The 22,754-nt window shown below is 64.7% G+C and carries 27 protein-coding genes and 1 tRNA gene; 7 read left to right on the forward strand and 21 right to left on the reverse strand.

Features of this window, described 5'->3' with window-relative positions; genetic code table 11:
* A complete protein-coding gene (locus GGR40_RS08290) occupies nt 1-798 on the forward strand; it encodes an ABC transporter permease (protein WP_429275752.1) in 798 nt (265 codons plus the stop codon).
* 37 nt (nt 799-835) lie between these two features.
* The gene (locus tag GGR40_RS08295; RefSeq protein ID WP_429275753.1) at nt 836-2,017 is read left to right on the forward strand and encodes a lipopolysaccharide biosynthesis protein; all 1,182 of its coding nucleotides are present in this window, start codon (nt 836-838) and stop codon (nt 2,015-2,017) included.
* Nucleotides 2,018-2,151: 134 nt separating this feature from the next.
* Here GGR40_RS08295 and GGR40_RS08300 read toward each other — a convergent pair whose 3' ends face one another.
* From GGR40_RS08300 to GGR40_RS08310, 3 genes are all read right to left on the reverse strand, one after another.
* Nucleotides 2,152-4,308 (reverse strand): glycosyltransferase, encoded by a 2,157-nt coding sequence (locus GGR40_RS08300; protein ID WP_429275754.1) that lies wholly within the window; start codon nt 4,306-4,308, stop codon nt 2,152-2,154.
* A 41-nt stretch (nt 4,309-4,349) separates the two neighbouring features.
* Nucleotides 4,350-5,012 carry an ABC transporter ATP-binding protein gene (locus GGR40_RS08305; protein WP_429275755.1) on the reverse strand — a complete coding sequence of 221 codons (663 nt, stop codon included), beginning with the start codon at nt 5,010-5,012 and terminating at the stop codon, nt 4,350-4,352.
* A 156-nt stretch (nt 5,013-5,168) separates the two neighbouring features.
* A complete protein-coding gene (locus GGR40_RS08310; RefSeq protein WP_429275756.1) occupies nt 5,169-6,239 on the reverse strand; it encodes a cell wall hydrolase in 1,071 nt (356 codons plus the stop codon).
* A 320-nt stretch (nt 6,240-6,559) separates the two neighbouring features.
* Between GGR40_RS08310 and GGR40_RS08315 the strand changes: the two genes are divergently transcribed.
* The gene (locus GGR40_RS08315; protein WP_429275757.1) at nt 6,560-7,873 is read left to right on the forward strand and encodes a glycosyltransferase; all 1,314 of its coding nucleotides are present in this window, start codon (nt 6,560-6,562) and stop codon (nt 7,871-7,873) included.
* 36 nt (nt 7,874-7,909) lie between these two features.
* Here the strand turns inward: GGR40_RS08315 and GGR40_RS08320 are convergent.
* The 10 genes from GGR40_RS08320 to flgC form a co-directional block, all read right to left on the reverse strand.
* Nucleotides 7,910-7,983, reverse strand: a tRNA-Gly gene (locus tag GGR40_RS08320).
* A gap of 118 nt (nt 7,984-8,101) precedes the next feature.
* Nucleotides 8,102-8,638: an adenine phosphoribosyltransferase gene (locus GGR40_RS08325; RefSeq protein WP_429275758.1), complete on the reverse strand. Its 537-nt coding sequence runs from the start codon at nt 8,636-8,638 to the stop codon at nt 8,102-8,104.
* A 120-nt stretch (nt 8,639-8,758) separates the two neighbouring features.
* Nucleotides 8,759-9,598: a cytochrome c1 gene (locus GGR40_RS08330; RefSeq protein WP_429275759.1), complete on the reverse strand. Its 840-nt coding sequence runs from the start codon at nt 9,596-9,598 to the stop codon at nt 8,759-8,761.
* A gap of 26 nt (nt 9,599-9,624) precedes the next feature.
* On the reverse strand, nt 9,625-10,950 hold the full coding sequence (locus tag GGR40_RS08335) for a cytochrome b (protein WP_429275760.1): 1,326 nt from the start codon (nt 10,948-10,950) through the stop codon (nt 9,625-9,627).
* Nucleotides 10,951-10,976: 26 nt separating this feature from the next.
* Nucleotides 10,977-11,510, reverse strand: a complete 534-nt coding sequence (gene petA / locus GGR40_RS08340) for a ubiquinol-cytochrome c reductase iron-sulfur subunit (RefSeq protein WP_429275761.1) — start codon at nt 11,508-11,510, stop codon at nt 10,977-10,979.
* Between the two features lie 245 nt (nt 11,511-11,755).
* The gene (gene flhB / locus GGR40_RS08345) at nt 11,756-12,832 is read right to left on the reverse strand and encodes a flagellar biosynthesis protein FlhB (RefSeq protein ID WP_429275762.1); all 1,077 of its coding nucleotides are present in this window, start codon (nt 12,830-12,832) and stop codon (nt 11,756-11,758) included.
* A 1-nt stretch (nt 12,833) separates the two neighbouring features.
* Nucleotides 12,834-13,613, reverse strand: a complete 780-nt coding sequence (locus GGR40_RS08350) for a flagellar biosynthetic protein FliR (RefSeq protein ID WP_429275763.1) — start codon at nt 13,611-13,613, stop codon at nt 12,834-12,836.
* 4 nt (nt 13,614-13,617) lie between these two features.
* Nucleotides 13,618-13,881 carry a flagellar biosynthetic protein FliQ gene (locus GGR40_RS08355; RefSeq protein WP_429275764.1) on the reverse strand — a complete coding sequence of 88 codons (264 nt, stop codon included), beginning with the start codon at nt 13,879-13,881 and terminating at the stop codon, nt 13,618-13,620.
* Between the two features lie 33 nt (nt 13,882-13,914).
* Nucleotides 13,915-14,256, reverse strand: a complete 342-nt coding sequence (locus GGR40_RS08360) for a flagellar hook-basal body complex protein FliE (RefSeq protein ID WP_429275765.1) — start codon at nt 14,254-14,256, stop codon at nt 13,915-13,917.
* A 13-nt stretch (nt 14,257-14,269) separates the two neighbouring features.
* Nucleotides 14,270-14,680, reverse strand: coding sequence for a flagellar basal body rod protein FlgC (flgC, locus tag GGR40_RS08365; protein WP_429275766.1), 411 nt, complete (start codon nt 14,678-14,680; stop codon nt 14,270-14,272).
* Nucleotides 14,681-14,788: 108 nt separating this feature from the next.
* Between flgC and GGR40_RS08370 the strand changes: the two genes are divergently transcribed.
* Genes GGR40_RS08370 through fliP form a run of 3 tightly spaced genes read left to right on the forward strand, consistent with a single transcriptional unit; the run spans nt 14,789 to nt 16,219 of the window.
* Entirely contained in the window at nt 14,789-15,022 is a 234-nt protein-coding gene (locus GGR40_RS08370) for a FliM/FliN family flagellar motor switch protein (protein ID WP_429275767.1), read from the forward strand.
* Nucleotide 15,023: 1 nt separating this feature from the next.
* Nucleotides 15,024-15,455, forward strand: coding sequence for a FliO/MopB family protein (locus GGR40_RS08375; RefSeq protein WP_429275768.1), 432 nt, complete (start codon nt 15,024-15,026; stop codon nt 15,453-15,455).
* Nucleotides 15,455-16,219 (forward strand): flagellar type III secretion system pore protein FliP, encoded by a 765-nt coding sequence (gene fliP, locus GGR40_RS08380; RefSeq protein ID WP_429275769.1) that lies wholly within the window; start codon nt 15,455-15,457, stop codon nt 16,217-16,219. The genes GGR40_RS08375 and fliP overlap by 1 nt, the downstream gene beginning before the upstream one ends.
* A gap of 165 nt (nt 16,220-16,384) precedes the next feature.
* Here the strand turns inward: fliP and GGR40_RS08385 are convergent, their stop codons facing one another.
* From GGR40_RS08385 to motA, 3 genes are read right to left on the reverse strand one after another with little or no spacing between them, the layout of a single operon-like run.
* On the reverse strand, nt 16,385-16,828 hold the full coding sequence (locus tag GGR40_RS08385; RefSeq protein WP_429275770.1) for a hypothetical protein: 444 nt from the start codon (nt 16,826-16,828) through the stop codon (nt 16,385-16,387).
* A gap of 12 nt (nt 16,829-16,840) precedes the next feature.
* Nucleotides 16,841-17,704, reverse strand: a complete 864-nt coding sequence (locus tag GGR40_RS08390; protein ID WP_429275771.1) for a flagellar motor protein MotB — start codon at nt 17,702-17,704, stop codon at nt 16,841-16,843.
* 13 nt (nt 17,705-17,717) lie between these two features.
* Nucleotides 17,718-18,602 carry a flagellar motor stator protein MotA gene (motA, locus tag GGR40_RS08395; RefSeq protein ID WP_429275772.1) on the reverse strand — a complete coding sequence of 295 codons (885 nt, stop codon included), beginning with the start codon at nt 18,600-18,602 and terminating at the stop codon, nt 17,718-17,720.
* 182 nt (nt 18,603-18,784) lie between these two features.
* Between motA and flaF the strand changes: the two genes are divergently transcribed.
* Nucleotides 18,785-19,153 carry a flagellar biosynthesis regulator FlaF gene (gene flaF, locus GGR40_RS08400; protein WP_429275773.1) on the forward strand — a complete coding sequence of 123 codons (369 nt, stop codon included), beginning with the start codon at nt 18,785-18,787 and terminating at the stop codon, nt 19,151-19,153.
* 19 nt (nt 19,154-19,172) lie between these two features.
* On the opposite strand, the gene GGR40_RS08405 is transcribed toward flaF, so the two are convergent.
* The 5 genes from GGR40_RS08405 to GGR40_RS08425 all read right to left on the reverse strand — a co-directional run bounded on the left by GGR40_RS08405 (nt 19,173) and on the right by GGR40_RS08425 (nt 22,703).
* Nucleotides 19,173-20,027: a sigma-70 family RNA polymerase sigma factor gene (locus GGR40_RS08405; protein ID WP_429275774.1), complete on the reverse strand. Its 855-nt coding sequence runs from the start codon at nt 20,025-20,027 to the stop codon at nt 19,173-19,175.
* Nucleotides 20,028-20,177: 150 nt separating this feature from the next.
* The gene (locus tag GGR40_RS08410; RefSeq protein ID WP_429275775.1) at nt 20,178-20,723 is read right to left on the reverse strand and encodes a MotE family protein; all 546 of its coding nucleotides are present in this window, start codon (nt 20,721-20,723) and stop codon (nt 20,178-20,180) included.
* Nucleotides 20,720-21,220, reverse strand: a complete 501-nt coding sequence (locus GGR40_RS08415) for a DUF6468 domain-containing protein (RefSeq protein WP_429275776.1) — start codon at nt 21,218-21,220, stop codon at nt 20,720-20,722. The genes GGR40_RS08410 and GGR40_RS08415 overlap by 4 nt, the downstream gene beginning before the upstream one ends.
* Nucleotides 21,217-22,176, reverse strand: coding sequence for a flagellar motor switch protein FliM (fliM, locus tag GGR40_RS08420; protein ID WP_429275777.1), 960 nt, complete (start codon nt 22,174-22,176; stop codon nt 21,217-21,219). Before fliM ends, GGR40_RS08415 begins: the two co-directional genes overlap by 4 nt.
* Entirely contained in the window at nt 22,173-22,703 is a 531-nt protein-coding gene (locus GGR40_RS08425) for a flagellar basal body-associated FliL family protein (RefSeq protein WP_429275778.1), read from the reverse strand. The genes fliM and GGR40_RS08425 overlap by 4 nt, the downstream gene beginning before the upstream one ends.
* Nucleotides 22,704-22,754: the final 51 nt, after the last annotated feature.

Consider the following 22,754-nt stretch of genomic DNA (forward strand, 5'->3'; position numbering starts at 1 on the left):
ATGGCGGATCAAAGCCAACCTCGTTCTTCGTCGTTGAGCATGCAGGGCGCAGTGCTGAAGGCGCTGATTCTGCGTGAGTTGCATGTCCGGTTCGGTCGCGACAACATCGGTTATCTCTGGCTGGTCGGAGAGCCGATGATGCTGGCGATCGTGATCAGTTCGGTCCACTACGTCGCCGATGCAGGTCATACCAAGACCTCCATGGCACCCTTTCCGTTCACGCTGGTCGGCTATTGCCTGTTCATCATCTTCCGCGGCATCTTCAACCGTGCCGAAGGGGCGATCGAAGGCACCAGCGCCCTGTTCCATCACAAGATGATCAAACCGCTGGACATCATGATCGCGAAAGCGGTGATCGAGTGCCTGGGTTGCGTATCCTCGCTGGCCATCCTCTTGGCGATCGGGATCGTGCTGGGCATTGCGGAGCCGCCCGCACGGCCGCTATATCTGATGGCCGGTGCAGCGCTGATAACCTGGTGGTCTTTCGCGTTGTCGCTGATCATCGCCGGACTGACTTACGGTAGCCATGCGCTAGGGCGTTTCGTTCATCCGATCTCCTATTTCATGGTGCCCTTGAGCGGAGCGTTCTGGACCATGAGTTTCCTGCCGTCGAAATTTCGCGATTTCATGGCTTGGAATCCGATGGTCACCATGTTCGAAATCGCGCGTTACGGGCAGTTCCGCTGGGCATCCGAAAAATACATGTTCATAGAATATGCTGTGTCCGTTTGCGCTGGCTTGACCTACATCGGCCTGATTTTGATCAGAAGACTAAAGTACAAAATCCAAGTGAACTAAATCTGATTTATCAGGTTTTATAGGGCTCTTTATTGTTATGACGTTAGGTATCGTTCGACCTGCAGGTGCGTCGATTCACGATGCGCAGCTGTCAGCCAAGGGTCGTTGGGCAGCTGCCTTTTACGGTTATCGCTGGTTTATTGCGCTTGTTCTAATGCCTACGCTGATCGTTGCCGGATATTACTATCTTGTGGCCTCTGACCAGTATGAGTCCAAGGCCGTGTTCGTCGTGCGACGGGCAGGTTCCGGGCTTTCCGGAGGCTCCGGCGTAGGCCAGGTTCTTGGTTTCAGCTTCGGTGCCAGTGATTCGCAATCCGAAGCCCGGATCGTCGAGGAATATCTGCTAAGTCAGGATGCCGTTGAACGCCTGCGCCATGAAGATGGCTTGGTGGGGCGTTTTCAGCGTCGGGACACGGACGCACTCAGCCGGCTTCGCGACGCCAACCCGGCGCCTGAAGACCTGGTCAAGTATTACCATAAGCATGTGACCGTGGAATTCGACGCCGACAAGGGTTTTTCCACCCTATCCGTCAAGGCGTTCCGCCCCGAAGATGCGAAGCGCCTGGCGAGCAAGCTGTTGCGCATGGGCGAGGAGCAAGTCAACGCCATCAATCGTCGCACGACGAGTGACAGCGTCAGGACATCGGCTTCGGAACTGGCCACGGCGGAACGTGACCTCGGCGAAGTGCAGCGACAGATCACGGCTTTCCGGCGCCAGAAGCAGGATATCAACCCGACCGAGACCGGCAAGGCGCAGATCGAACTGGTTACCGAACTGACCGCGAACTTGGCTGCGGCCAAGGCCAAGCTGAGCGCCGCTGAAGGCTTCGTAAGCCGGGAAAGCCCGCAATACCGTGCGCTTCAGTCGCAAGTGCGCTCGCTTGAACAGCAGGTGGCTGCGCAGAGCGGGCGCCTTGCCGGGCCGGGGGCCTCCGGGGCCATCGCCAACCGCTTGGGCGATTATGAAGAACTGAACGTGCGGCAGGACTTTGTAGGCAAGCGTTATCTGGCCGCTGCTTCGGCATACCAGCAGGCGCTGGCCGAGGCACGCAAGCAGCAGTTGTACCTTATCCGCGTTGTCGAGCCCAATGACCCGGTAAAGTCGCTGTTCCCGTCGAGGGGGCGCATCGTCCTGACCGTGTTCTGCTCGCTCCTGATCGCTTATGCCATCGGCTGGCTGATGATGGCCGGTGTCAAGGAGCACAACAACGCCAGTTGATCCCAGTCCCATGCCTCATCCATCGGCCGAGCAGGTCGCCGATGGATGAGGCGGCGGCATGAGCGCCTAAAGCACCTTGGTTCTTTGGAAGTACCTGAGACGCACGCAGAAGGGGGCGAACCAGCTAACCTCCGTCAGTCGAACTGCGGACGCCATCGATGAACAAGTCCATCGCGCATATGCCGTGCCACATCGTCAGGCGATAACTGTCGCAAGGCCGCATAGCGGGCATCGCGCGCCCACCAGGGGCTCAGCCCCAGCTCTCGACGCATCGCGTCACCCCACTTGCCATGAAGGCTGCGCAATTCTTCCTGATCCCAAGCCACGCGACGGCGACTGTCGTTCAGGCCGCGGGTCCGCGATTCATAATGGATGGCTTCGATGCCGGGATCGTAAAGCACGGTAAGGCCGAGTTTCCGCAGGCTCAGGCACAGGTCTATGTCATTGTACGCGATGATGAAGCGATCTGCGTCCAGCCCGCCCGCTGCCCTGAACGTATCACGGCGCAAAGCCAGAAAGGCGCCGGTAACCGCGCTGCAGGCCTGCACGCGATCAAAGCGGGGGTCGTGCGCGGGATCAGGCAGTTCGACGTCCACGCCTTCATGCTGGGGAGCGTCTTCGTGGATGCCGAATACGATGCCCGCGTGCTGGATGCCGCCATCGGGATAAAGCAATCGGGCACCCACGGCTCCGACATCGGCTCGCTGCAACTGGCCGCGCAGCCGATTATCCCACCCCGGCGAGAGCATGCGGATGTCGTTGTTCGCCAGCACGAGGATCGGTTCGTCGCCTTCCTGCGCACCCCGGTTGTTGATCGCCGACCAGTTGAAGGCTTCGTCGTGCGCCAACACCGTGAAGCCCGGACGCGCTGCCGCAGCCCGCAGATAGTCCGCAGTATCCCCCTCGACGCTACGATTGTCGATCAGGCAGAAAGTGAGCAGTTCGGGCCGGCAAGCGGTTCCCAGCAGGCTGTCGACCGCAATGGCAAGATCCGCTACGCAATCCCGCGTGGGTATGATGATGCGGATTTTCTCGTCCGCCTCGTGCACCCGGCCACACGTAAGCGGAGGTCGCTCGTCGCGCGCCGTCATGTCAAGCGGCAACCCGGCGAAGTCACGTCCGGCGTCGCGTGCCTGCGACCACAAAGGCATGGGTTCCCCGTTCTCGGGGGCGATCCTAGCCCGTTCCGCTATGCCGCCGATGGCGACGAGTGGCAGCGGCACATGGCCGACGGCCATATTTCCTGCGATATCTGCAAGGGCGCGCCTTCGACCTTCCCCATTGAGGCAACTGGCTGGCGCATTACGTGCGAACGCCACCAGCGGCGGCGGCATGTCCATCGCCAGCAATCGGTCAAGATCGAACAGGCCGTAAAGCTCAGGATCAGAATGGACCAGCGGACCATCCCAGCTGTGTCGGCACCAGTCCCAATCGCAGCTGAGCGCATCCACGTCGGGCAAGCCAAGCCCATATGATACCCACGCAAGCGCATGGGGATCGAGGTGGGAGCCTGCGCTGAGGAAGACAGTCGCATCGGCATCGTCTGACGACGAGCGAATATCATGTGCAGACACGAAGCACAGCCGAGACTCCAACGCAGCCAGGCTGGCAACGGGGTGGAGCGCTTCTTCTGCATCGACGTATATCCGCGCGCGCCACGCCGCGAAGCTTTGCGCGACAAGGCTTTCGACAGTCGCGCGAATGAAGGCGGGCGCGCTGCCCCTGGCGTCCACTATCACGTCGATCCGACCGTGTGGCGAGCCCCACGGTGGGGCAAAAGTCATCCGGGGCCTGAAACTGGCATAATCGCAGGCGGGATGACGTTCCGCAGCGCCCAGTCGGGCCTTTGCTTGCGCCAGGGCATGTTCCCGTTCCACAATCTCTTGGCCGATGGCCTCCCGTACCTGGGCCCGCGTCTGGGCGGGAAGGCGCAGCAACAGTCGGGAATGCCAAAGCGTATCCAGTGCAGCCGCATGGCGCGGCTGAGACCGTAGTACTGTGTTCAACGCTTCCACAGCCGCATCGGGCTGCTTCTGCTCCAGCCACAGCAAGCCGAGGTGGAAAGCTGCATCGATGGCGTCGGCTGAATTCGTCGGCGCATCCTTGGCGGCGCGGGCATAAGCCTCAGCGGCGCAATCGGCTTCTCCGGCCTCCTTGAGACAGTGCGCGAACTGGATACGCAGGTCGGCACGGTGCGGCTGACGATCAAGGATAAGGGCGTAAGCGGCGGCGGCGGCCTGCCAGTCGCGCCGGGCCACCGCGTCGTCGGCACGGCGGGCAAGCGTACGCACCCGCGGCAACAGGGGCCATTTTACCCGCGGCATCATGGCGTTCAGGCGACACGCATCTGAAGCGCATGATGGACCTCGCACGCTTCGGCCACGGTGTCGTAAAAGGTCAGATTGCCTCCGAACAGCACCGCGCCTCGCTGGCAGTAGTGCTGCAGGGTGTATGGATCGTGCGAGATCATGATAATCGTGCCGTTCTCGCGCCGTTCGTTCAGGGCATCCTCGCAGCGCTGGCGAAACCGCGCATCGCCCGCTGCCGTAACCTCGTCGATCAGGTAACAATCGAAGCGCACCGCCAGCGACACCCCGAACGCCAGTCGGGCGGACATGCCGGCGGAGTATGTCATGACAGGTTGATGGAAGAACGGCCCCAACTGCGCGAAATCCTCCACGTAGTCCAGCACCCGCTGCTCGTCCTGCTGATAGATGCGGGCAATGAAGCGCGCATTGTCGGCACCGGTCAGCTTGCCGTCGAAGCTGCTGGAGTAACCGATTGGCCATGAGGTGCTCATGGTTTTGTGAACGGAGCCGGTTGTCGGGTATTCCACCCCGGAGATCAGCCTCATCAGGGTAGATTTGCCGGCACCGTTCGCGCCGCATATGCCGATGCTTTCCCCTCGGGGGATCGTGAACGACACGTTGCTGAAGACGGTCTTGTGCATGCCACGCAACTCGTAGACCTTGGACACGTCTTTGAATTCAATCATCTACTCAAGTCGCCATTACGATGCGGCGGGATTGTTCCGCGAGGCACCATCTTAACGAAACGGCCGGGCGAGGCAAAGTGCTTGTTGCCGAAGCAGGAGCAGACTGCTCCTGGGCCGCCATCGTGCCGAAACAAGTATGCCGCCGTGTTCAGTCGATCAGATACAGTCGTCCGCAGCGTCCGGTGCGAACAGAGCGCAATCCCAGCGAACCCTCGGAATCGCCGTCAGGTTACGTCGCTCGTAGATGAAGGCGATCGTGTCCACTGCACTGCCGGGCATAGGCAGGGCACGAGGCGTGCGAGCCGGATCGGTCCAGCCGATAAGCCGGCACGGGTTGACCCCTGCACACTGCCGCTCGGCCAGTGCCTGGAAGCTTGCCGGCGAACCACTCGCGGGAAGCGTGACGAGGAATACCTGAGCCGCCGCCAATGCCTGCGAGGCAACTTGGCCACCCGTTCCATCCCGGGGGATCGCGGCTGCCGGCCGGGCCGGAGAGGAGGGCAAAGCCAATGCCGGGGCTCCGGACTGCTGCAAGTCGGCCTCCGTCGGTCCTGGCAAGGCGTGAGCGGGCGAAAGCGCAGCGAGCAGCGCCACGTCGGGCTCCGCGCCCGATTGGGGCATCCTGAACGGCTGGAATCCGCGCCAGCGGTAGAAAAGATGAGTCCTGACCACCGCGATCTTGTCCATCGCCCGGTCCCACGCCGGACTGACCCAGTCGGTGTGATAGTGCGTCGCCAGTCCGACCCTGGGATCGACGCCGCCAAGAAGCATTGCCGCTGCCATGCGACGCGCCTGCTGCCAGGCTGCCGGTGACGGTGTGCGGCGCAGCAGCGAGCCGTCGCACGTAAAGGTGAACTGACACCCCGTGCGTCGGTCCGAGCCCTGGAACACCACGCCGCAGATCGTGGCTGGAAAGGCCGCGTGACGCACACGGTTAAGGATGACCTGTGCCACGGCGCGCTGGTCTGCCATGCCCATCCCCGCCTCGTAATATCCCGCTGCGGCTAGGCAATCGGTGGCGCGGGCGAAGTCTTGCGCCGGCTTGCGCAAAAAGAACGGTTGAGCCGCAATGAGCCGACCCGGGGTAAGGGGAACCTGCGCGTTGAACGTGCGGGCCAGTTCTGCCTGCTCGTCATCCGGAGGCAGTTGCAGGCGCGCATCGATCGCGCCTGACCGGCCTGAAAACAGGTGGCCTGCCGATGTCGGCTGCGCCACAAAACGCGGCATCGGACTTGCCACGGGGTGGCGCGCCGGAACTATTGCGAGGGCCAGCAGTGCCAGGCATGCCCCCAGACAGAACCTTGCACGGGGCAAGACCATCACGCCGCGCCCCCTTCCACTCGCGCACGGTTCCCACACTCGTGCCACCCATAAGAAAGCGTGGTGGTCGGCACCGGCAAGATGGATCTCCCGCAATGAGGCCAAATAGATCGCACGCTCATCCGCTGCGCGGCATCCGGGCGATCACGCTCTGCCCCTTCACCGGCGAAATCTCCCAAGGAAAAGGTGCAATGCCACCTGCCTGTGGGACGAGCATAATGCACCCGATGACAGACGCTTTCCGACATGCTCATGAGCTGCCGCAGGCTTTCGGGCGCCGCGCGGTTACGCCCGCGTGCAGCCGCACCGATATCGACACGGGCACAGCCCCGCGCGTCCGGCCTGCGGTGGCCTATCTCAGCAACGTCTATCCGAAAACCAGCCACAGCTTCATCCAGACTGAGATCGGCGCCCTGGAGCGGCAAGGCATCACCGTCCACCGCTTCACCGTAAGACGCGCCGGGGAAGGCGCGGACGATGCCGCAGGCAAGGAGGAAGAGGCCCTTACCACCAGCCTGCTAGAGAATCGTAGTGCGCTGTTGCGAGCAGTCTTGGGGCGCTTCGCCCACCGTCCTGCGGCAGCGCTGCGCGCGCTGGTACTGGCTTGGCGGACGGCGGGGGGCGGCAACCGCATACGGGCTTGCGCCTACTTCGCGGAAGCAGCTCTGCTGGCCAGCCGCATGGAGATCGCCGGGGTCCGGCACCTGCACGCGCATTTCGGAACCAACCCGGCGATGGTGGCCCGGCTGGTGGCGCGGCTGACCCGTGTGACCTACAGCTTCACCGCACATGGCCCCGACGAGTTTGATGCGTCGCGCACGCTGGATCTGCCCGGCAAGATCGCCGAGGCAGCCTTCGTAGTCGGCGTTTCCAGCTTCGGGCGTGGGCAGCTCATGCGATGGTCGCATCCCGACCACTGGCAGCGCATCCATGTAGTGCCCTGCGCGCCGGATCCCGCATTCTTTGCCGATCTCGACGACGGCCTGCGCGAACCTGTCGATCCCTCGCGCTTCGTCTGCGTCGCCCGGCTCAGCGCCCAGAAAGGCGTTCCCCTGCTACTCGAGGCGATCGCACGGGTCGCGGCACGGCGCACGATCCGCCTCGACTTGATCGGCGGTGGGGAGGACGGGGCGATGATAGAGGCTCAAATCGAACGGCTGGGGTTACGCAGCTCCGTGATCCTGCACGGCTGGGCCAGCCCCAAAGCAGTGCGCGATGCGCTGGCTTACGCACGCGCGCTGGTCCTGCCCAGCTTTGCGGAAGGCCTGCCAGTGGTCCTGATGGAGGCGATGGCGCTTGGCCGGCCGGTGATTGCAACGGCGGTCGCCGGGATTCCGGAACTTGTTGATGAGCAAGTCGGCTGGCTGGTTCCGTCAGGCTGCATCGACGCGCTGGAAGATGCGCTCGAACAGGCGCTGAACGCCTGGCCCGAGGAGCTTATCGCGATGGGAACCAGGGCGCGCGCCCGCGTGCTCGCCCGGCATGATCCCGAGCGATGTGCACGGCGCATGGTCGAGTTGCTGCGGCCACTGGCGAACTGATTCCCCATGCATCGTTCGAGAAAGGTTGAGAAGGCTTGGAGCGGGTAGCGGGAATCGAACCCGCATAGCCAGCTTGGAAGGCTGGAGCTTTACCACTAAGCTATACCCGCTCATCGAGCCACGGATGACAGCCGGATGGTAACGTCCGGCTGCGTCGTGCGTGGCGCTTGCCACGGCGGGGGCACGTGCGTCAACGCTTGTCTTGCAAGATCTTCGCTCTTTTTGCGGTCAGTGCCCTTCGAATGCCATCAGCGCATCGGTTGCGATCCCTGCGTCGCGCAGCCGCCGGGCGCCGCCAAGTTCGGGAAGGTCGATCGCGAAGAGCGCCTGCGTGACTATTCCTCCTGCCCGGCGCAGCAGTTCTGCAGCCGCCAAGGCGGTCCCGCCGGTGGCGATGAGGTCATCGACGAGGACCACTCTGGCACCGTCGGGCACCGCGCCGGGATCGACTTCAAGCGTGTCGGTGCCGTATTCCAGCGCATAGTCGATCGCCAGGACCGGCACGGGGAGCTTGCCGGGCTTGCGCACGGGGACGAAGGGCAGGCTCATGCGCGCCGCCATCGCCGCCCCGAACACGAAGCCGCGTGCCTCTATCCCGGCGATCACCTCGGCGCCTGCCGCTTCTGCCCGCTCCGCCATGTGACCGACCGCTGCCGCGAAGCCGGGACCGTTGCCGATCAGCGTGGTCACATCGCGGAACAGGATCCCGGGCTTGGGGAAGTCGGGGATCGTGCGCACCAGCAGGCGCAGGTCTTCGACGGTCACTAAGGTATTCTCCGGTCCACTAGAACGAAACGCCCCGCCATCACCGAGGATGGCGGGGCGTCGTGGCCCTTAGCAGGGTATTGCCGCCCCGTCAGCGCTTACGGGGCCAGCGCTTACCAATCAGTGCTTCTTGCCCGCCCAGATGTTGCGGTAGGACATGTAGCCCAGCACAGTCGCGAAGATCAGGAACAGCACCACGGCAAAGCCCGTCTGATTGCGCTTTTCCAGCTTCGGCTCGGCGGTCCAGACAAGGAACGCCGAAACATCCTTTGCCATCTGGTCGACAGTGGGCTTGGGGTTGCCGGGGCTGTATTCCACCTGCCCGTCGCCGGTCAGCGGTGGCGCCATCGCCAGGTTCAGGTTCGCGAAGTAGGGGTTGTAGTGCAGTCCCTGCGGCGTCTTGGCATCCGGGAACTCTTTGAGAAGTTCCGCAGGCTGGGCACGGTAGCCGGTGATCAGCGAGTAGACGTAGGCCGGGCCGTCGTGACGCGCCTTGGTCATCAGCGAAAGGTCCGGCGGGATCGCGTTGTTGTTGGCAGCGCGTGCGGCGATGTCGTTGGCGAACGGCTTGGGGAAATAGTCCGTCGGCTGGCCGGGACGGGTGTTCGCCTCCCCGGTGTTGGGATCGGTGCCCGGCACCTGGAAGCCCGCCGCGATGGCCTTCACCTGGCCTTCGGAGTACCCCAGCGCCGCCAGATCGCGGAAGGCGACGTGGCTGAGCGAGTGGCAGGCCGAACAGACTTCCTTGTAGATCTGGAAGCCGCGCTGCAGTTGCTGCTTGTCGAACTTGCCGAAGGGTCCGTCGCTGGCGAGGTGCAGTTCCTTGGGGTGCAGGTGGAACTCGTGCTCTGCCGTGGCGGCGGGCGGCTCGGTGATCTGCGTGTAGGCGCCCTTGCCGAACGACCACGCCAGCGCGACCGTGAAGAACAGCCCGACGAGGATCGAGAGAATGCGTGCCATGTCTTTCGTCTTTCGTTCGTGCTGGATCAGACAGCCGGAGCGGCGTCGGGGTGGACGGCTTCGGTGGCGCCATGCGCCGGGCGCAGCTGCGCTCCCTCATCCGCGCCGAGCACCGATTCCGTGATGGAATACGGCAGCGGCAGCGGCTTCTCGATGGCCGAGACGATCGGGATGATGATCAGGAAGTGAGCGAAGTAATAGAGCGCCGCGAGTTGGCTGAACATCACGTAGGGCTCTTCCGCCGGGGCACCGCCGCAGTAGAACAGCACCGCCATCGCCGGGATCAGGCCGAACAGGAAGAACTTGCGGTAGAGCGGGCGGTAATTGCCCGAACGCACCGGCGACCGGTCCAGCCAGGGCAGGAAGAACCACACCAGGATCGCGCCGAACATGGCGAGGACGCCCATCAGCTTGGCCGGGATGAAGAAGAAGTCCTGCGTGAAGGCGCGAAGGATGGCGTAGAACGGCCAGAAGTACCATTCCGGCACGATGTGCGCGGGCGTGCTCATCGGGTTGGCCGGGATGTAGTTGTCCGGGTGGCCTAGCGCGTTCGGGAAATAGAACACCGCGATCGCGAACAGGATGGCGAAGACGCCGATCGCCCAGCCGTCCTTGGCGACGAAGTAGGGGTAGAACGGCACCGTGTCCGAGCTGGACTTCACCTCGACGCCGGTCGGGTTCGAGGAACCGGGAATGTGCAGCGCCCAGATGTGCAGGATCACCACGCCCAGGATCACGAAGGGCAGCAGGTAGTGCAGCGAGAAGAAGCGGTTGAGCGCGGCGTTGTCAGGCGCGAAGCCGCCCAGCAGCCACTGCTGCAACGGTTCGCCCACGAAGGGGATCGCGCCGAACAGGCCGGTGATGACCTTAGCGCCCCAGAAGCTCATCTGGCCCCAAGGAAGCACGTAGCCCATGAAGGCGGTGGCCATCATCAGCAGGAAGATCACCACGCCCAGCAGCCACACCATTTCACGCGGCGCCTTGTACGAACCGTAGTAGAAGCCGCGGAAGATGTGGATGTAGATGACGACGAAGAAGGCCGAGGCGCCATTGGCGTGCGCATAGCGCATCAGCCAGCCCCAGTTCACGTCGCGCACCGTCATTTCGATGGTGTCGAAGGCCACGGCAGTGTTGGCCGCATAGTGCATGGCCATGACGATGCCGGTGACGATCTGCAGCACGAGGCACAGCCCCGCGAGGAAACCGAAATTCCAGAAGTAGTTGAGGTTGCGCGGAACCTCGTACCCGCCGCCCACGGCGTTGAAGACGAGGCGCGGGATCGGCAGCCGTTCGTCCATCCACTTCATGAAGGGGTGGCTGGGGGTATATTCCTGTGCCCAGGGAAAGCTCATTTTTCTGATCCTCTCTCTTTCCGGGCTCAGCCGATCTTGACGACGGTGTCGGAGCTGAATTCGTACTCCGGAACCTCGAGGTTCTTGGGCGCGGGGCCTTTACGGATACGGGCGGCGGTGTCGTAGGAAGATCCGTGGCAGGGGCAGAAATAGCCGCCGAACTCGCCCTTCACCTCACCTTCGCCGGCGCCCAGCGGCACACAGCCCAGATGGGTGCAGACACCCATGGTGATGAGCCAGTTCTCCTTGCCCTCCTTGGTGCGTTCCTCCAGCGTCTGGGGATCGCGCAAGGAACCGACGTCAACGGCGTTGGCCTCGGCGATTTCCTTGGGAGTCAGGTTGCGCACGAAGACCGGCTGCTTGCGGAAGATGGCCTTGATCGCCTGACCCGGCTGGATCGCGGAAATATCGATTTCGGTGGAAGATGCCGCGAGCACGTCGGCAGAGGCCGACATCTGGCTCACCAGTGGTACGACGATCCCGATCCCTGCAACGCCTGCCGCGCTGACTGCGGCAATATTGATGAAATCGCGCCGCCTTACGCCCTCTGTTTCTGCCATGTTTGCCCTTGCCTTGCTTTCGACAACCCTCTCTGCCGGAGGTACGGCAGGAGGTCTATCAGACCGAATGGTATCCTGGTATCCCCGCGCCGGTTGCGAAACACAGGACAAAACCCATGAATCTCCCGACTTTGGGAGTTCTGTTATACGGGAACCTCGGCCCTGCCAACCTTGATTTTGGTCAGGGCAAACCACTGTAACGGATCAAACTTGTGCAAAGCAGCAAGTAATCGATCCGATTTCGGCTATCGTCCGGCCTTCTTCGCAAGGCGCATGACGTAGCCGATGATCTCTGCCACGGCGGCGTAATGCTCGATCGGGATGGGGTGGTCGATCTCCACCGCAGCGAACAGCGCGCGCGCCAGCGGTGGGTTTTCGAGGACCTGCACGCCTGCCTCGGCGGCGACTTCGCGTATCCGCAGGGCGACCGCATCCACGCCCTTGGCCACCACCGTGGGCGCGCCGCTGACGCCGTGCTCGTATTTCAGGGCGACGGCGTAGTGGGTCGGATTCGTCACGATAACGCTGGCGGTCGGCACCGCCGCCATCATCCGCCGGCGCGATCGCTGCATCTGGATCTGGCGGATCTTGGCCTTGATCTTGGGGTCGCCGTCGCTCTGCTTGTGCTCGTCCTTCACTTCCTGAAGGGTCATGCGCATGCGCTGCAGAAAGCTGCGCCGCTGCCACAGGAAGTCGAACAGCGCCAGCGCCGCTACCAGCAAGGCCACCGCGCGCAGCGCCTCGAAGGCCAGCCCGCCCGCCGCGGCGCCGACCGCGCCGGGCGATCGGCCGACCAGCCCGTCCACGCCCTGCATCCGGGGGGCGAGCACCATCCACACCACCAGCCCAATGGCACCGATCTTGGCCAGCGTCTTGGTGAACTCCACCAGCGCCCGCGTGCCGAACAGGCGGTTGAAGCCGCTGGCCGGCGACAGCTTGGACCACTTGGGAGCCAGCCGCGCCCAGCTCATGGTGGCGCGGCCCTGCAGGAACACCGTGCCCACCGCCGCTGCCGTCAGCACCGCGAAGATCGGCAGCAGCGACACCAGCGTATGCCAGGCCACGCCGGTTGCGAGGTTCTGCGCGCCGTCCGGATCGAGGGTGAAGTCCTCGGCGCTGCCCCAAAGCCGCTTGAGCATCGTGCCCAGCCGCTGCAAGGCGCTCAGCCCCAGCCAGCCGATGACGGCCACAGCGCCCGCCATCATCGTCGCGTGGCGGACTTCCGGCGCAATCGCCACCTCGCCGCGCTTACGGGCGTCCTCCAGCTTCTTGGCCGTGGGTTCGTGGGTGCGCTGGTCCTTGTCGGGCGCGTCGTCCGCCATGTCAGAGGGTCCAGCCGCTCTGCATGAAGGTGGCCATGGCGCGGGCGAAGGCGGTCAGCATCGCCCCCAGCGTCATCGCCAGCACCGACAGGCCCAGCAGCAGGTTGGCCGGCTGCATGATGAAGAACACCTGGATCGAGGGCGCCACCCGCGCCGCCAGCCCCTGCCCAAGATTGAACAGCATGCCGTAGAGGATCAGCGGCGCGCACAGGCTGAGGCCCAGCGCGGTCGCCTGCCCCGTCACCGAGACCGCAAGGTGCGCGAAATCGGCCGCTGGCGGCAGCCCGCCGACCGGGAAGCTGGCGTAGGACTTGAAGATGGAGGCGATCCACAGATGGTGAACGCCCGTCGCCATGCATACGACTGTCGCGCCGACGCCGATGAAGCGTGCAAGCATCGGCACCTGCCCGCCCATCGCCGCATCGACCACCAGCGCCGATGACAGTCCGACCTGTTGCGAGGCGAGGCTTCCGGCGATGGCGGCGGCGCTGAACATGATCCGCACGATCATTCCCAGCGCCAACCCGACCATGACTTCGCCGATCACCAGCAGCGGCATGGACATTTGCGAATGAAGGGCAGGCATGACGCGCCCTTCCAGCATGCCGTACATGCCGAAGGTGAAGCCCAACGCCATGACCAGCCGGATCTGCATCGGCATCCCGTCATCCGAGAAGGCGGGCAGCAGCATGACCACGGTGCCCACCCGGCAGAACAGCAGCAGGAAGGCCGCCGTATCGATCGGCAGCCGCAGCAGCGTGGCCAGGTCGATCGCGTTCATGAGATCAGTGCGCGACGATGGCGTCGGCCACGCGGTCCATGAAGTTGCCCAGCGCATGCCCGATCATCGGCAGGCTGAGCAGCATGACCACGCCCAGCACCAGCAGCTTGGGCACGAAAGTCAGCGTCATTTCCTGAACCTGCGTCAGCGCCTGCAGCAGGCCGATGACGACGCCGACGATCAGCGCCGCGATAAGCATCGGCCCGGCGATGGTGAGCATCAGCACCAGCGCGGCGCGGGCCATCTCGATGGCGTCAGCGGCGGTCATGGCGTCCGGCGGGCAGTACCGCAGCGCTTCATGCTAGATCTGCATCTTCATGATGTCGGAATAGGCCGAAACGACCCGGTCGCGCACCGCGACCACGGTGTCCAGCGCGGTTTCCGCCGCACCGATGGCAGTGACGACATCGATGAGGTCGCCCTTGCCGCCGATCTGTTTGATGCTCTGCGTCTCGGCGTTGCGCAATGCGTCGCCGGTCTGCGAGACCATGCTCTCGACCATCGAGCCGAAGCCGCCGCCGCTGGGCGCGAGCCCGCCCGACGGCGCCAGCCCGCCGCTCTTCTGCCCGATATCGGACAGCGGATTGGTGGTCCGCGCCGCGCGGGCGTAGGCGGAAAGTCCGTCAAGGGAGCCGATCGACATCGCGGGGTCGCCCTTACTTCAGCAGGTCCACGGTGCGCATGGTCATGCCGCGCGCCGCTTCGATGGCGTTGAGGTTGGCCTCGTAGGACCGCTGCGCCGCCTTCATGTCCGCAGCCTCGACCAGCGGATTGACGTTGGGCTGCTCGACATACCCTTGCGCGTCGGCGACGGGGTTGCCGGGTTGGTAGATGCGACCGAAGGCGCTCTTGTCGGCCTCGATGGATTTCACGGAAACCTGCGTGGCGCCGGTATTGCGGTCAACCTCGGCAGCGAAAGTGGCAACGCGGCGGCGATAGGGATCGCCCTCCGTCGTGGTTGCGATGGAATCCGAGTTCGCAAGGTTCTCGGCGATGACGCGCATCCGCAGCGCCTGCGCGCGCAGGCCGGATGCCGATACATCGATGGAATTGCCCAGTTCCGCCACGCTTACGTCCCCAACTGCCCTACCGACCTTATAGGCAACTTTTTCCTAGTGTCGCACTACTCCTATAACTTTTTCCCCTATAAAGCTGCGGATGAAAGGAGACGTGCGGTGTCCGTCCTCGAAGGCATTCCCATCGACCTGCAGATCGTGCTGGGTTCCACCAGCGTGCCGATCCGGCAAGTGCTGAAGATGAGCCGCGGCGCGATGATCCCGCTCGATTGCGGACAGGACGATCCCACGCGCGTCTACGTCAACGACCGGCTGGTCGCAGAGGGCCGCATCCTGGTCAACGGCGAGACGATGTCGCTGGAAATCACCCGCGTGGTGCAGGCGGAGCGCTGAATTGGACGCGTTCTCCCTGCTGCGCACGCTGGGCGCACTGCTGCTGGTGCTCGGCATGCTGGTCTGCGCATTGTGGGCGGTGAAGCGCTACGACCTGACCCTGCCGCGCAAGTGGCTGGAGCGGATCGGCACCACCGGACCGCAGCGGCGGTTGCAGGTGGTGGAACGGCTGGCGATCGACCAGCGCCGCTCGGTGGTACTGCTGCGCCGCGACGATACCGAATTCAGCGTGCTGATCGGTCCCGAAGGGGTAACGGTGCTGGATAGCGCAGCAGTGCAGGCCGGCGCGCCCGAAGTTGCGCAACCGCGTGAAGCCGAACCGGAAGCGCCGGTGGCCCGGACGGAAGACGCCCCGCCCTCCTTCGCCGAACGAATCCCGGTGCTGCCGGACATCTGGTTCACGCAGGAACCGGCAAGGCCGGAACTGCACTGATGGCGAAATTGTTCGGCAGCATCGCGGGCAGGCGCGCCCTCGCGTTTGTGGGCGCCCTGATGGTCCTTGCCCTGCCTGCCGCCGCGATGGCGCAGGCGGCAGGCGGCACGGCGGCCAGCGCCTTGGCCGGCGGCGGCACCATGTCGGGGCGTGTGCTGCAACTGGTGATGATGCTCACGGTGCTCAGCCTTGCGCCGGGCATCCTGATGACGATCACGTCGTTCACCCGCATCGTCGTGGCGCTGTCGCTGCTGCGATCGGGGCTGGGCGTGCAGGGCGTGCCGCCCAATCCGATCGTCATCTCGCTGGCGCTGTTCCTCAGCTTCTTCGTCATGGCGCCCACCTTCGACGCGGCGTGGAAGCAGGGCATGGAACCCTACAACGCCGGCCAGATCAACGAGACAGAGGCCCTGTCGCGCGCCAGCCGTCCGTTTCACGCCTTCATGCTGAAACAGGTGCGCGACGACGACGTGAAGCTGTTCGTCGGCCTCTCCGGAAAAGTGCCGAAAAGCCGCGCCGAACTGCCGATGACGACGCTGATGCCCGCCTTCATGATCTCCGAACTGCGCCGCGCGTTCGAGATCGGCTTCCTGCTGCTGTTGCCGTTTCTGGTGATCGACCTGGCGGTGGCGGCGGTGCTGATGGCGATGGGCATGATGATGCTGCCGCCCGCCACCATTTCGCTGCCGATGAAGATCATCTTCTTCGTGCTGGTGGACGGCTGGGCTCTTGTGGCTGGATCACTGGTGAAGAGTTTCGGGTAGCGGGCGGGCGGCTGCCGCCGGTGGAGCTTTGGCCAGTTCAGCCGTGACCCTTCGACAAGCTCACGGTGAGCGGAGCGAGCTTAAATTTCTGACTCCGCTCAGGCTGAGCCTGTCGAAGCCCAGTCGGCGCAAACCGGATCAGGTCCGGGACGACGGGGTGCAATGTCACGCCGGTGCGGCCTGCGTCACCGCCACGCTGCGCACCACGTCCTTGCCATAGACCTCGCGCGCCGCGTCCATGACCACGCGGCGGAACTGCTCCAGACCCGGCACCAGCCCGTCCGGCCCACTGGCGAGCGGGGTGCGGTAGGTTCGCAGGTTCACCGCATTCATCAACAGCGGCAATTTGGCGCCGACATCCTCGGTCTCGCCCTTGGTCACTTCCAGTTGCACCTCGAACCGGGCATATCCCGAAAGGCGTCCGTCGGCGAAAACCAGCGGCGCAAGTATCTCCACCGGGGGCACGAACTCGGTCGCCGCCTTCCGCGCTTTGGGTGCGTGGCCGGTAAGGTACTGCGGGAAGAAGTGCAGCGCCCCCCAGGCGCCGCCCGCGCCCACGCCAAGCCCGGCAACGACCGCGACCACGCCGACAACGATGCGCTTTATCACGCGCCTTCCCCTTCAGAACTTGAAGCTGGCATCGTGCGGCAGAGCGCCGGACTGCGCCATGACGACGATGGTGATGCGACGGTTTTCCGGCCGGTCGGGCTGGTCGGGATAGACCGGCTCCGTCCCCGCCTTGGCGACGACTTCGGAAAAGCGGTCGGCAGGCAGCCCGGCAGCCACCATCGCGGCGCGCGCGGCCAGCGCACGCTGGGCGGAAAGCTGCCAGTTGGCCTCGCTGTCGCCGCCGCTGCCGTCGGTATGGCCTTCGATGGCGATGCGCGCGTCGATGCCCACCAGCTTCTTCGCTGCCCGCGTCAGCATACCGCGCGCGAAGTCGTTCAGCTGGGCAGTGCTGCCCTTGAACATCGAGCGCTGCGCATTGTCGACGAGGTGGATGCGCATCCCTTCGCGACTGGGCCGCACATCGACCGATTCCTTCGTCTGGTCGTCCATCGGCGGTTCGAGCGCGACCTGCATCTCCTGCGCCATGACCCGCAGCGAGGCTTCGGGCACATCGGCGGTCCCGCCGCGCGAAACCCCCGCCGTACCGGCTTCCACCGCAGGCTGGCCGCTGACTTCCTGCTTGTCTGACTGGTTGTTGCGCCCGTGCCCGCCGTCACCCGGCTGGGCGCCCGGCTTGGTGGTAAGGGTCGTCGCGGGGTTGGCCTTCTCGGCGTCGGCGGAAAAATATTCAGCGAGCCCCTTCAACTGCACTTCGTCCGGATTGGCGAGCAGCCACAGCAGCATGAAGAAAGCCATCATCGCGGTCACGAAGTCGGCGTAGGCTACTTTCCACGCGCCGCCGTGATGGCCGCCGCCGACCACCTTCTTGACCTTGCGGATGACGATGGGGCGCTTGTCGTTGCCTTTCGTGGCCATGGCCTAGTGCCCGTCAGGCCGGAACGGCATTGAGCTGTTCCTTCACCGCCTCCAGCGCCGTCTCCATCTCCTGGAAGCTGGGGGCGTAGTTCGACGGCGTCATGCGGCGGGCCAGTTCGATGGCGATTTCGGTCGGCTGTTCCTGCGCATGGCCGATGATCGCCGTCTTCACGAGGGTATAGGGCTTGAAGTCCGCATCGATGATCTGTTGCAGCTTCTGCGCGATCGGGCCGACCAGGCAGTAGGCTAGCAGCACGCCCAGGAACGTGCCGACCAGCGCGCCGCCGATCATCGCTCCCAGCACTTCGGTGGGCTGGTCGATCGAGCTCATGGTCTTGATGACGCCCAGAACCGCCGCGACGATGCCGATCGCGGGCAGACCGTCCGCCATCATCTGAATCGCGTGCTGGGGGCCGAGTTCCTCGTGATGGTGGCGCTCCATGTCGCCCTCCATCGCTTCTGCCAGCTGGTGCGGATCCTCGAAGTTGACGGTCATCATGCGCAGGTAGTCGCAGATGAACTCGACCAGTTCGTGGTCGGCCAGCAGACGCGGATATTTCGAGAAGATCGCGCTTTCCGAAGGGGTATCCAGATGCGGCTCGATAGCGTTGGCGCCGCCCTTGCGGAACGTCGCCAGCAGCGAATAGAGCAGCGCCAGCAGATCGCGATAATCGGCTTCCTTCCACCGCTCGCCCTTGAAGACGCGGGCGATGCCCTTGCCCGCCTTTTTCAGCGTGGTCATCGAATTGCCCAGCACGAAGGCACCCAGCGCAGCGCCGCCAATGGCCAGCATTTCGTGCGGCAGGGCGTGGAAGATCACCCCCATGCTCCCCCCCGACATCAGGAAGCTGCCGAAAACGCACAGCAGGATGACGACGAGGCCGATGATGTTGAGCATGGAAAGTCCGCGAAAGTTCCGCCCGCCTGCGCGGGACCGTTGCTGAATTATAGGACGGCGAGCCGCCTGCCGGAGCGGATCGCGCAATTTTCGCCCGATTTCCCGCCCTTACGACCGGGGGGGCTGCAAGTGTCCTATATGACAGGGGCGACACCCCCAGTCTCTTCCACGCCGGAGCCTTCATGTCCGTCAATGCCTATGTCCGCGCGCAGAAAGTCGCCTCCACGCCCCGCAGCACCGAATACCGGCTGATGAGCGAGGTCACCGGTGAGATGATCGCCGCCCGCGATGCGGGTCTGACCGGGGTGAAGCTGGCGGCGGCGCTGCACCGCAACCGGCAGGTCTGGGGCACGTTCAGCGCGCTCTGCGCCGATTCCGCCAACGCCCTGCCCGCCGAACTGCGCGCCGGGATCATCTCGCTCGGCTTGTGGGTGGACCGCTACACCTCGCTCGTCATCACCGGGCGCGACACCATCGATGAACTGATCAACGTGAACCGCACGGTGATGGGCGGCCTTGCCAACGAGAATGGCGCAGTGCCCGCCGCCTGACGGGCGATCCTGCCGGGCGTCAGTGCGCGGCCATCGCCTGCCGGTATTCGGCCATCAGGGCAAAGCGCGGGTCCAGCCCGGCGAGATCGCCCATGGTCTTGGCTGCGCGCTTGGCGATCTGGCGCATGCGTTCGCGCGCCGATTCATCGTCGCTCGGATCGAGCGGCACAATATCGAACAGGCGCCCTTCGACGACCTGTCGATTGTGCTCCAGCCGCTGCTCCAGTTCGCCGACTTCGCCCGCGTCCACCTGCGGACGGCGCTGCACCACCGCGCCGGCGGCCCGTTCGGCACGGGTGAGCTTGCGCGGCTGGGCGCGGCGGCGGATGCGGTCAAGGCCGGAATTGCGCATGTGTTCGACATAGCTGTCGGCCAGCGCGCTCATCGCGGAATGCGCAAGATAATCGCTCGCGCCTGCTTCGGTGCGGCCCAGGGCGTCCTCGTCGGCGATGGCAGCCAAAATCGACAGTCCCTCGCCGTCCTCGCCACCAGCGATGGCGTCGAGAGATACGGTGGTCGCCTCCACCTTGCGGGCAGAGGGGCGCTGGTCAGTCATGACGCGGAAGCGCAGGCTCTGCAGTTCGCCGCGGATCTGCCAGTTCACGAACGTCGTGAACTGCGCCTTTTCCGGTTCGTAGGCCTGGATCGCGCGGTGGACGGCGATGGCGCAGCACTGTTCGGCATCGTCCCAGTGCCCGGCAAGGCCGTACTGGCGGATGAAATGTCGGATGCGCGGCGCGATCAGCTTGAGGATGCGTGCGAAAGCGCGGTCCACTTCAGCGCGCTGGCGCCGGGTCTGCGCCACGCCGCCGGACGGCGTATTGGCACTGACAACCGCAACCGCGGCTTCGAGAGCGGCAGTGATCTTCGACATGGCGAACCCCGATGGCACACCCGGCCCCTTGCCCGGCATCCATGAGAGCGGAATCTATTCCTATATTTCGGGAACCATCAATCCTATATGAGAGTTATCCACTGACGCGGCAAATTTTGCCGCCCATGTGACTCTCTTTTCCCACATGCATCAGGGGCGCAGCTTCCGACCGGCGGCTGCGATCGGTGCCGCCGGCACCACCTTGCGCCCCGCAAGCGCCATGGAAAGCGCCACTGCGCCCGCCGGCGACATGTTCGCCATGATCTGCGCCGTCGCTCGTTCGCGCATGCGGGTGGCGACTTCCTTCTGGACCTCGATGTCCAGTTTCTCGAAGATCGGCCCGGCGCGATTGGGCTTCATCGTCTGATAGATGCGCGCAAGATTGTCGTAGGGGACCGAAGGCGCGCCCGTGCCCTGCGCCACCTTGGCGGCGGCAGCCTGCTGGTCCTGCTGCTGCTTCACCTGCCCGGCCAGCCGCGCCTCGCTGGCCCGCACCGCCTGTTCACGCATGTCGAGCCTGCGCTTTTCCGCCGCCGTCGTCGTATCGCGCCGTGCCGCCGCTTCGCGCAACGACACGCCCAGCCGGCTGGTGTCGGGCATGTCCGCAGATGCGGCAAAGGCAATGGCATTCGCCACCGCCGCCGCCACGGCGACGCCCAGCATCAGCCGGGTGGGGCGGGTCAGGCCGCCGATCATGCGACCCTGTTGCCCCGCTTGGACGTCAGGTCGAAGACGATGCTGCTGAGATCGCGCGCCTCATCCACTGCGGGGGCCTGCGGGGCGGCGGGCACCAGGCGCGTTGCCTCGTCCGCACGCAACACGGCATCGGCCTCTTCACGCCAGCGGGTGGAGCGGCGGCGCACGCCGGCCTCCACCGCGCGCGCCTTGTCGGCGGCATCGACGATACGCTCGGCCACCGAATTGCCGACGCCCACCATCACCGAAAGCTCGTCGCGCATTTCGCGGGCAGACAGGATGATCTCGCCCTGCGCCGCGGCGTCGGTGGACAGCACGCGCTTCAGGTCGGACAGGACGATGCGAGCCTGCTGCGTCGCATGGTCCAGCTTTTCCACCGCCTGGTCCAGATGGCCGTCGCGCAGCGCCCGGATGCGGCGGTCCATGCGGATCGCCTGCACCATCACAAGCAGGCACATCAAGACAAGGGCAAGGTTGATCGCGGTGGCTACAGTCATTTCGGATACCCCTTGGCAATGTCGGTAGCCATGCGGATGGCGATGTTGCTGGAACGCTGGCCGATGTGCGCACGGCCCAGCGGCACGCCGCCGCAATGAACCTGCAACGCGTCGTCCGGCCCGATGGTGAGCGCGATGGTCTGCCCCACTTCCAGCCCGCGCACTTCGCGCAGGGGCATGATCTTCTCGCCCAGCACAACGTCCAGCGTGACCTGCGTGTTGTAAAGTTCGCTGGCCATGTGCTCGGCCCAGATCCGGTCGCGCCCGGCCTTTTCGCCCATGAAGCGCTGGAGCAGCTTTTCACGCACCGGCTCCAGCGTGGCATAAGGCAGCAGAACCGAGAACGTGCCTCCGCGCCCGTCCATGCTGACGCTGTAGCTGGCGACGGCGGCGGCGTTGCTCGGCTCGGCGATGGCGGCGAAGCGCGGGCTCATTTCCATGCGCTCCAGCCCCATGGCGACGGGCGCGATCTCCTCGAACGCGCGGGCGAAATCGTCCAGCGCCATCTGCACCACGCGCGATACCAGGCTGGATTCGATGGTGGTGAAGGTGCGCCCTTCCGGCGGCAGGCTGCGCATGCCGCCACGCCCGCCCAGCAGCGCATCGACAATGCCGTAGATCAGCCCGGCATCGACGATGACAATGCCATAGCTTTCCCAGGGCTTGACCTGGAACACGCCGAACATCGCCGGCAGCGGCAGGCGGTCCATGTAGTCGCCGAAGCGGACCGAAGTGATCGCCTCCAGGTTCACCTCGATGGCGTCGGACGTCAGGTTGCGCATGGAGGTGGCGAACAGGCGCACCATCCGCTCGCACACGACTTCCAGCATCGGCAGGCGTTCGTGGTTGATGACATTGGATTCCAGAACCGCCTTCAGCCCGCGACGGGGAACCGCTTCCCCATCGACGGCGGCCAGCCGGATCGGATCGTCGCCCCCGTTCACGCCACCATTCATTGCTGGATCAGATCCTGAATCAGCACGTCGCGCACCATGCCCTTGCCGAGCGCCTCCGTGCAGCGGCGGAGCATCTCTTCCTTGATGCGGAACACGGCGGCGGACCCATTGAGGTCGTCGGGCCGCAGTTCGCGCAGGAACGGTTGCAGCGCGTCGAGGATCACCGGCAAGCGGGCCTTGACGTCTTCGGTCTTGCCGTCGGCAGCGACGACGATGAAGCGCACCTTGACGAACTTCGCCTGCGCCCCGCCGCCGCGCAGGTTCACCATCATCGGCGGCACTTCGATGTAGGAGGCGGACGGATCGGCCTTCGATGCCTCTCCCCCTTCGCCGCCTTCTTCGGCGGGCGCCTCGGCCTGCTTTTCCCCGGCATGGCCGGCGCTGCGCTGGGTGTACCAGTAAACGCCGCCCGCGCCCGCGAGGACGCCGACGACCAGCACGGCAATCGCGATCAGACGGCCCTTGCCGCCCTTCTTCTTCGCTCCGGCTTCATCGACCGGCGCATCGTCGGCCCTGTCGTCGCTCACTGGGTCTACCTCTTTGTCAAAAAGTCCCGCCCACATCCGCGCGCGCGATTT

The sequence above is a fragment of the Novosphingobium gossypii genome, from assembly GCF_050433305.1.
GTDB classification, from domain to species: domain Bacteria; phylum Pseudomonadota; class Alphaproteobacteria; order Sphingomonadales; family Sphingomonadaceae; genus Novosphingobium; species Novosphingobium gossypii.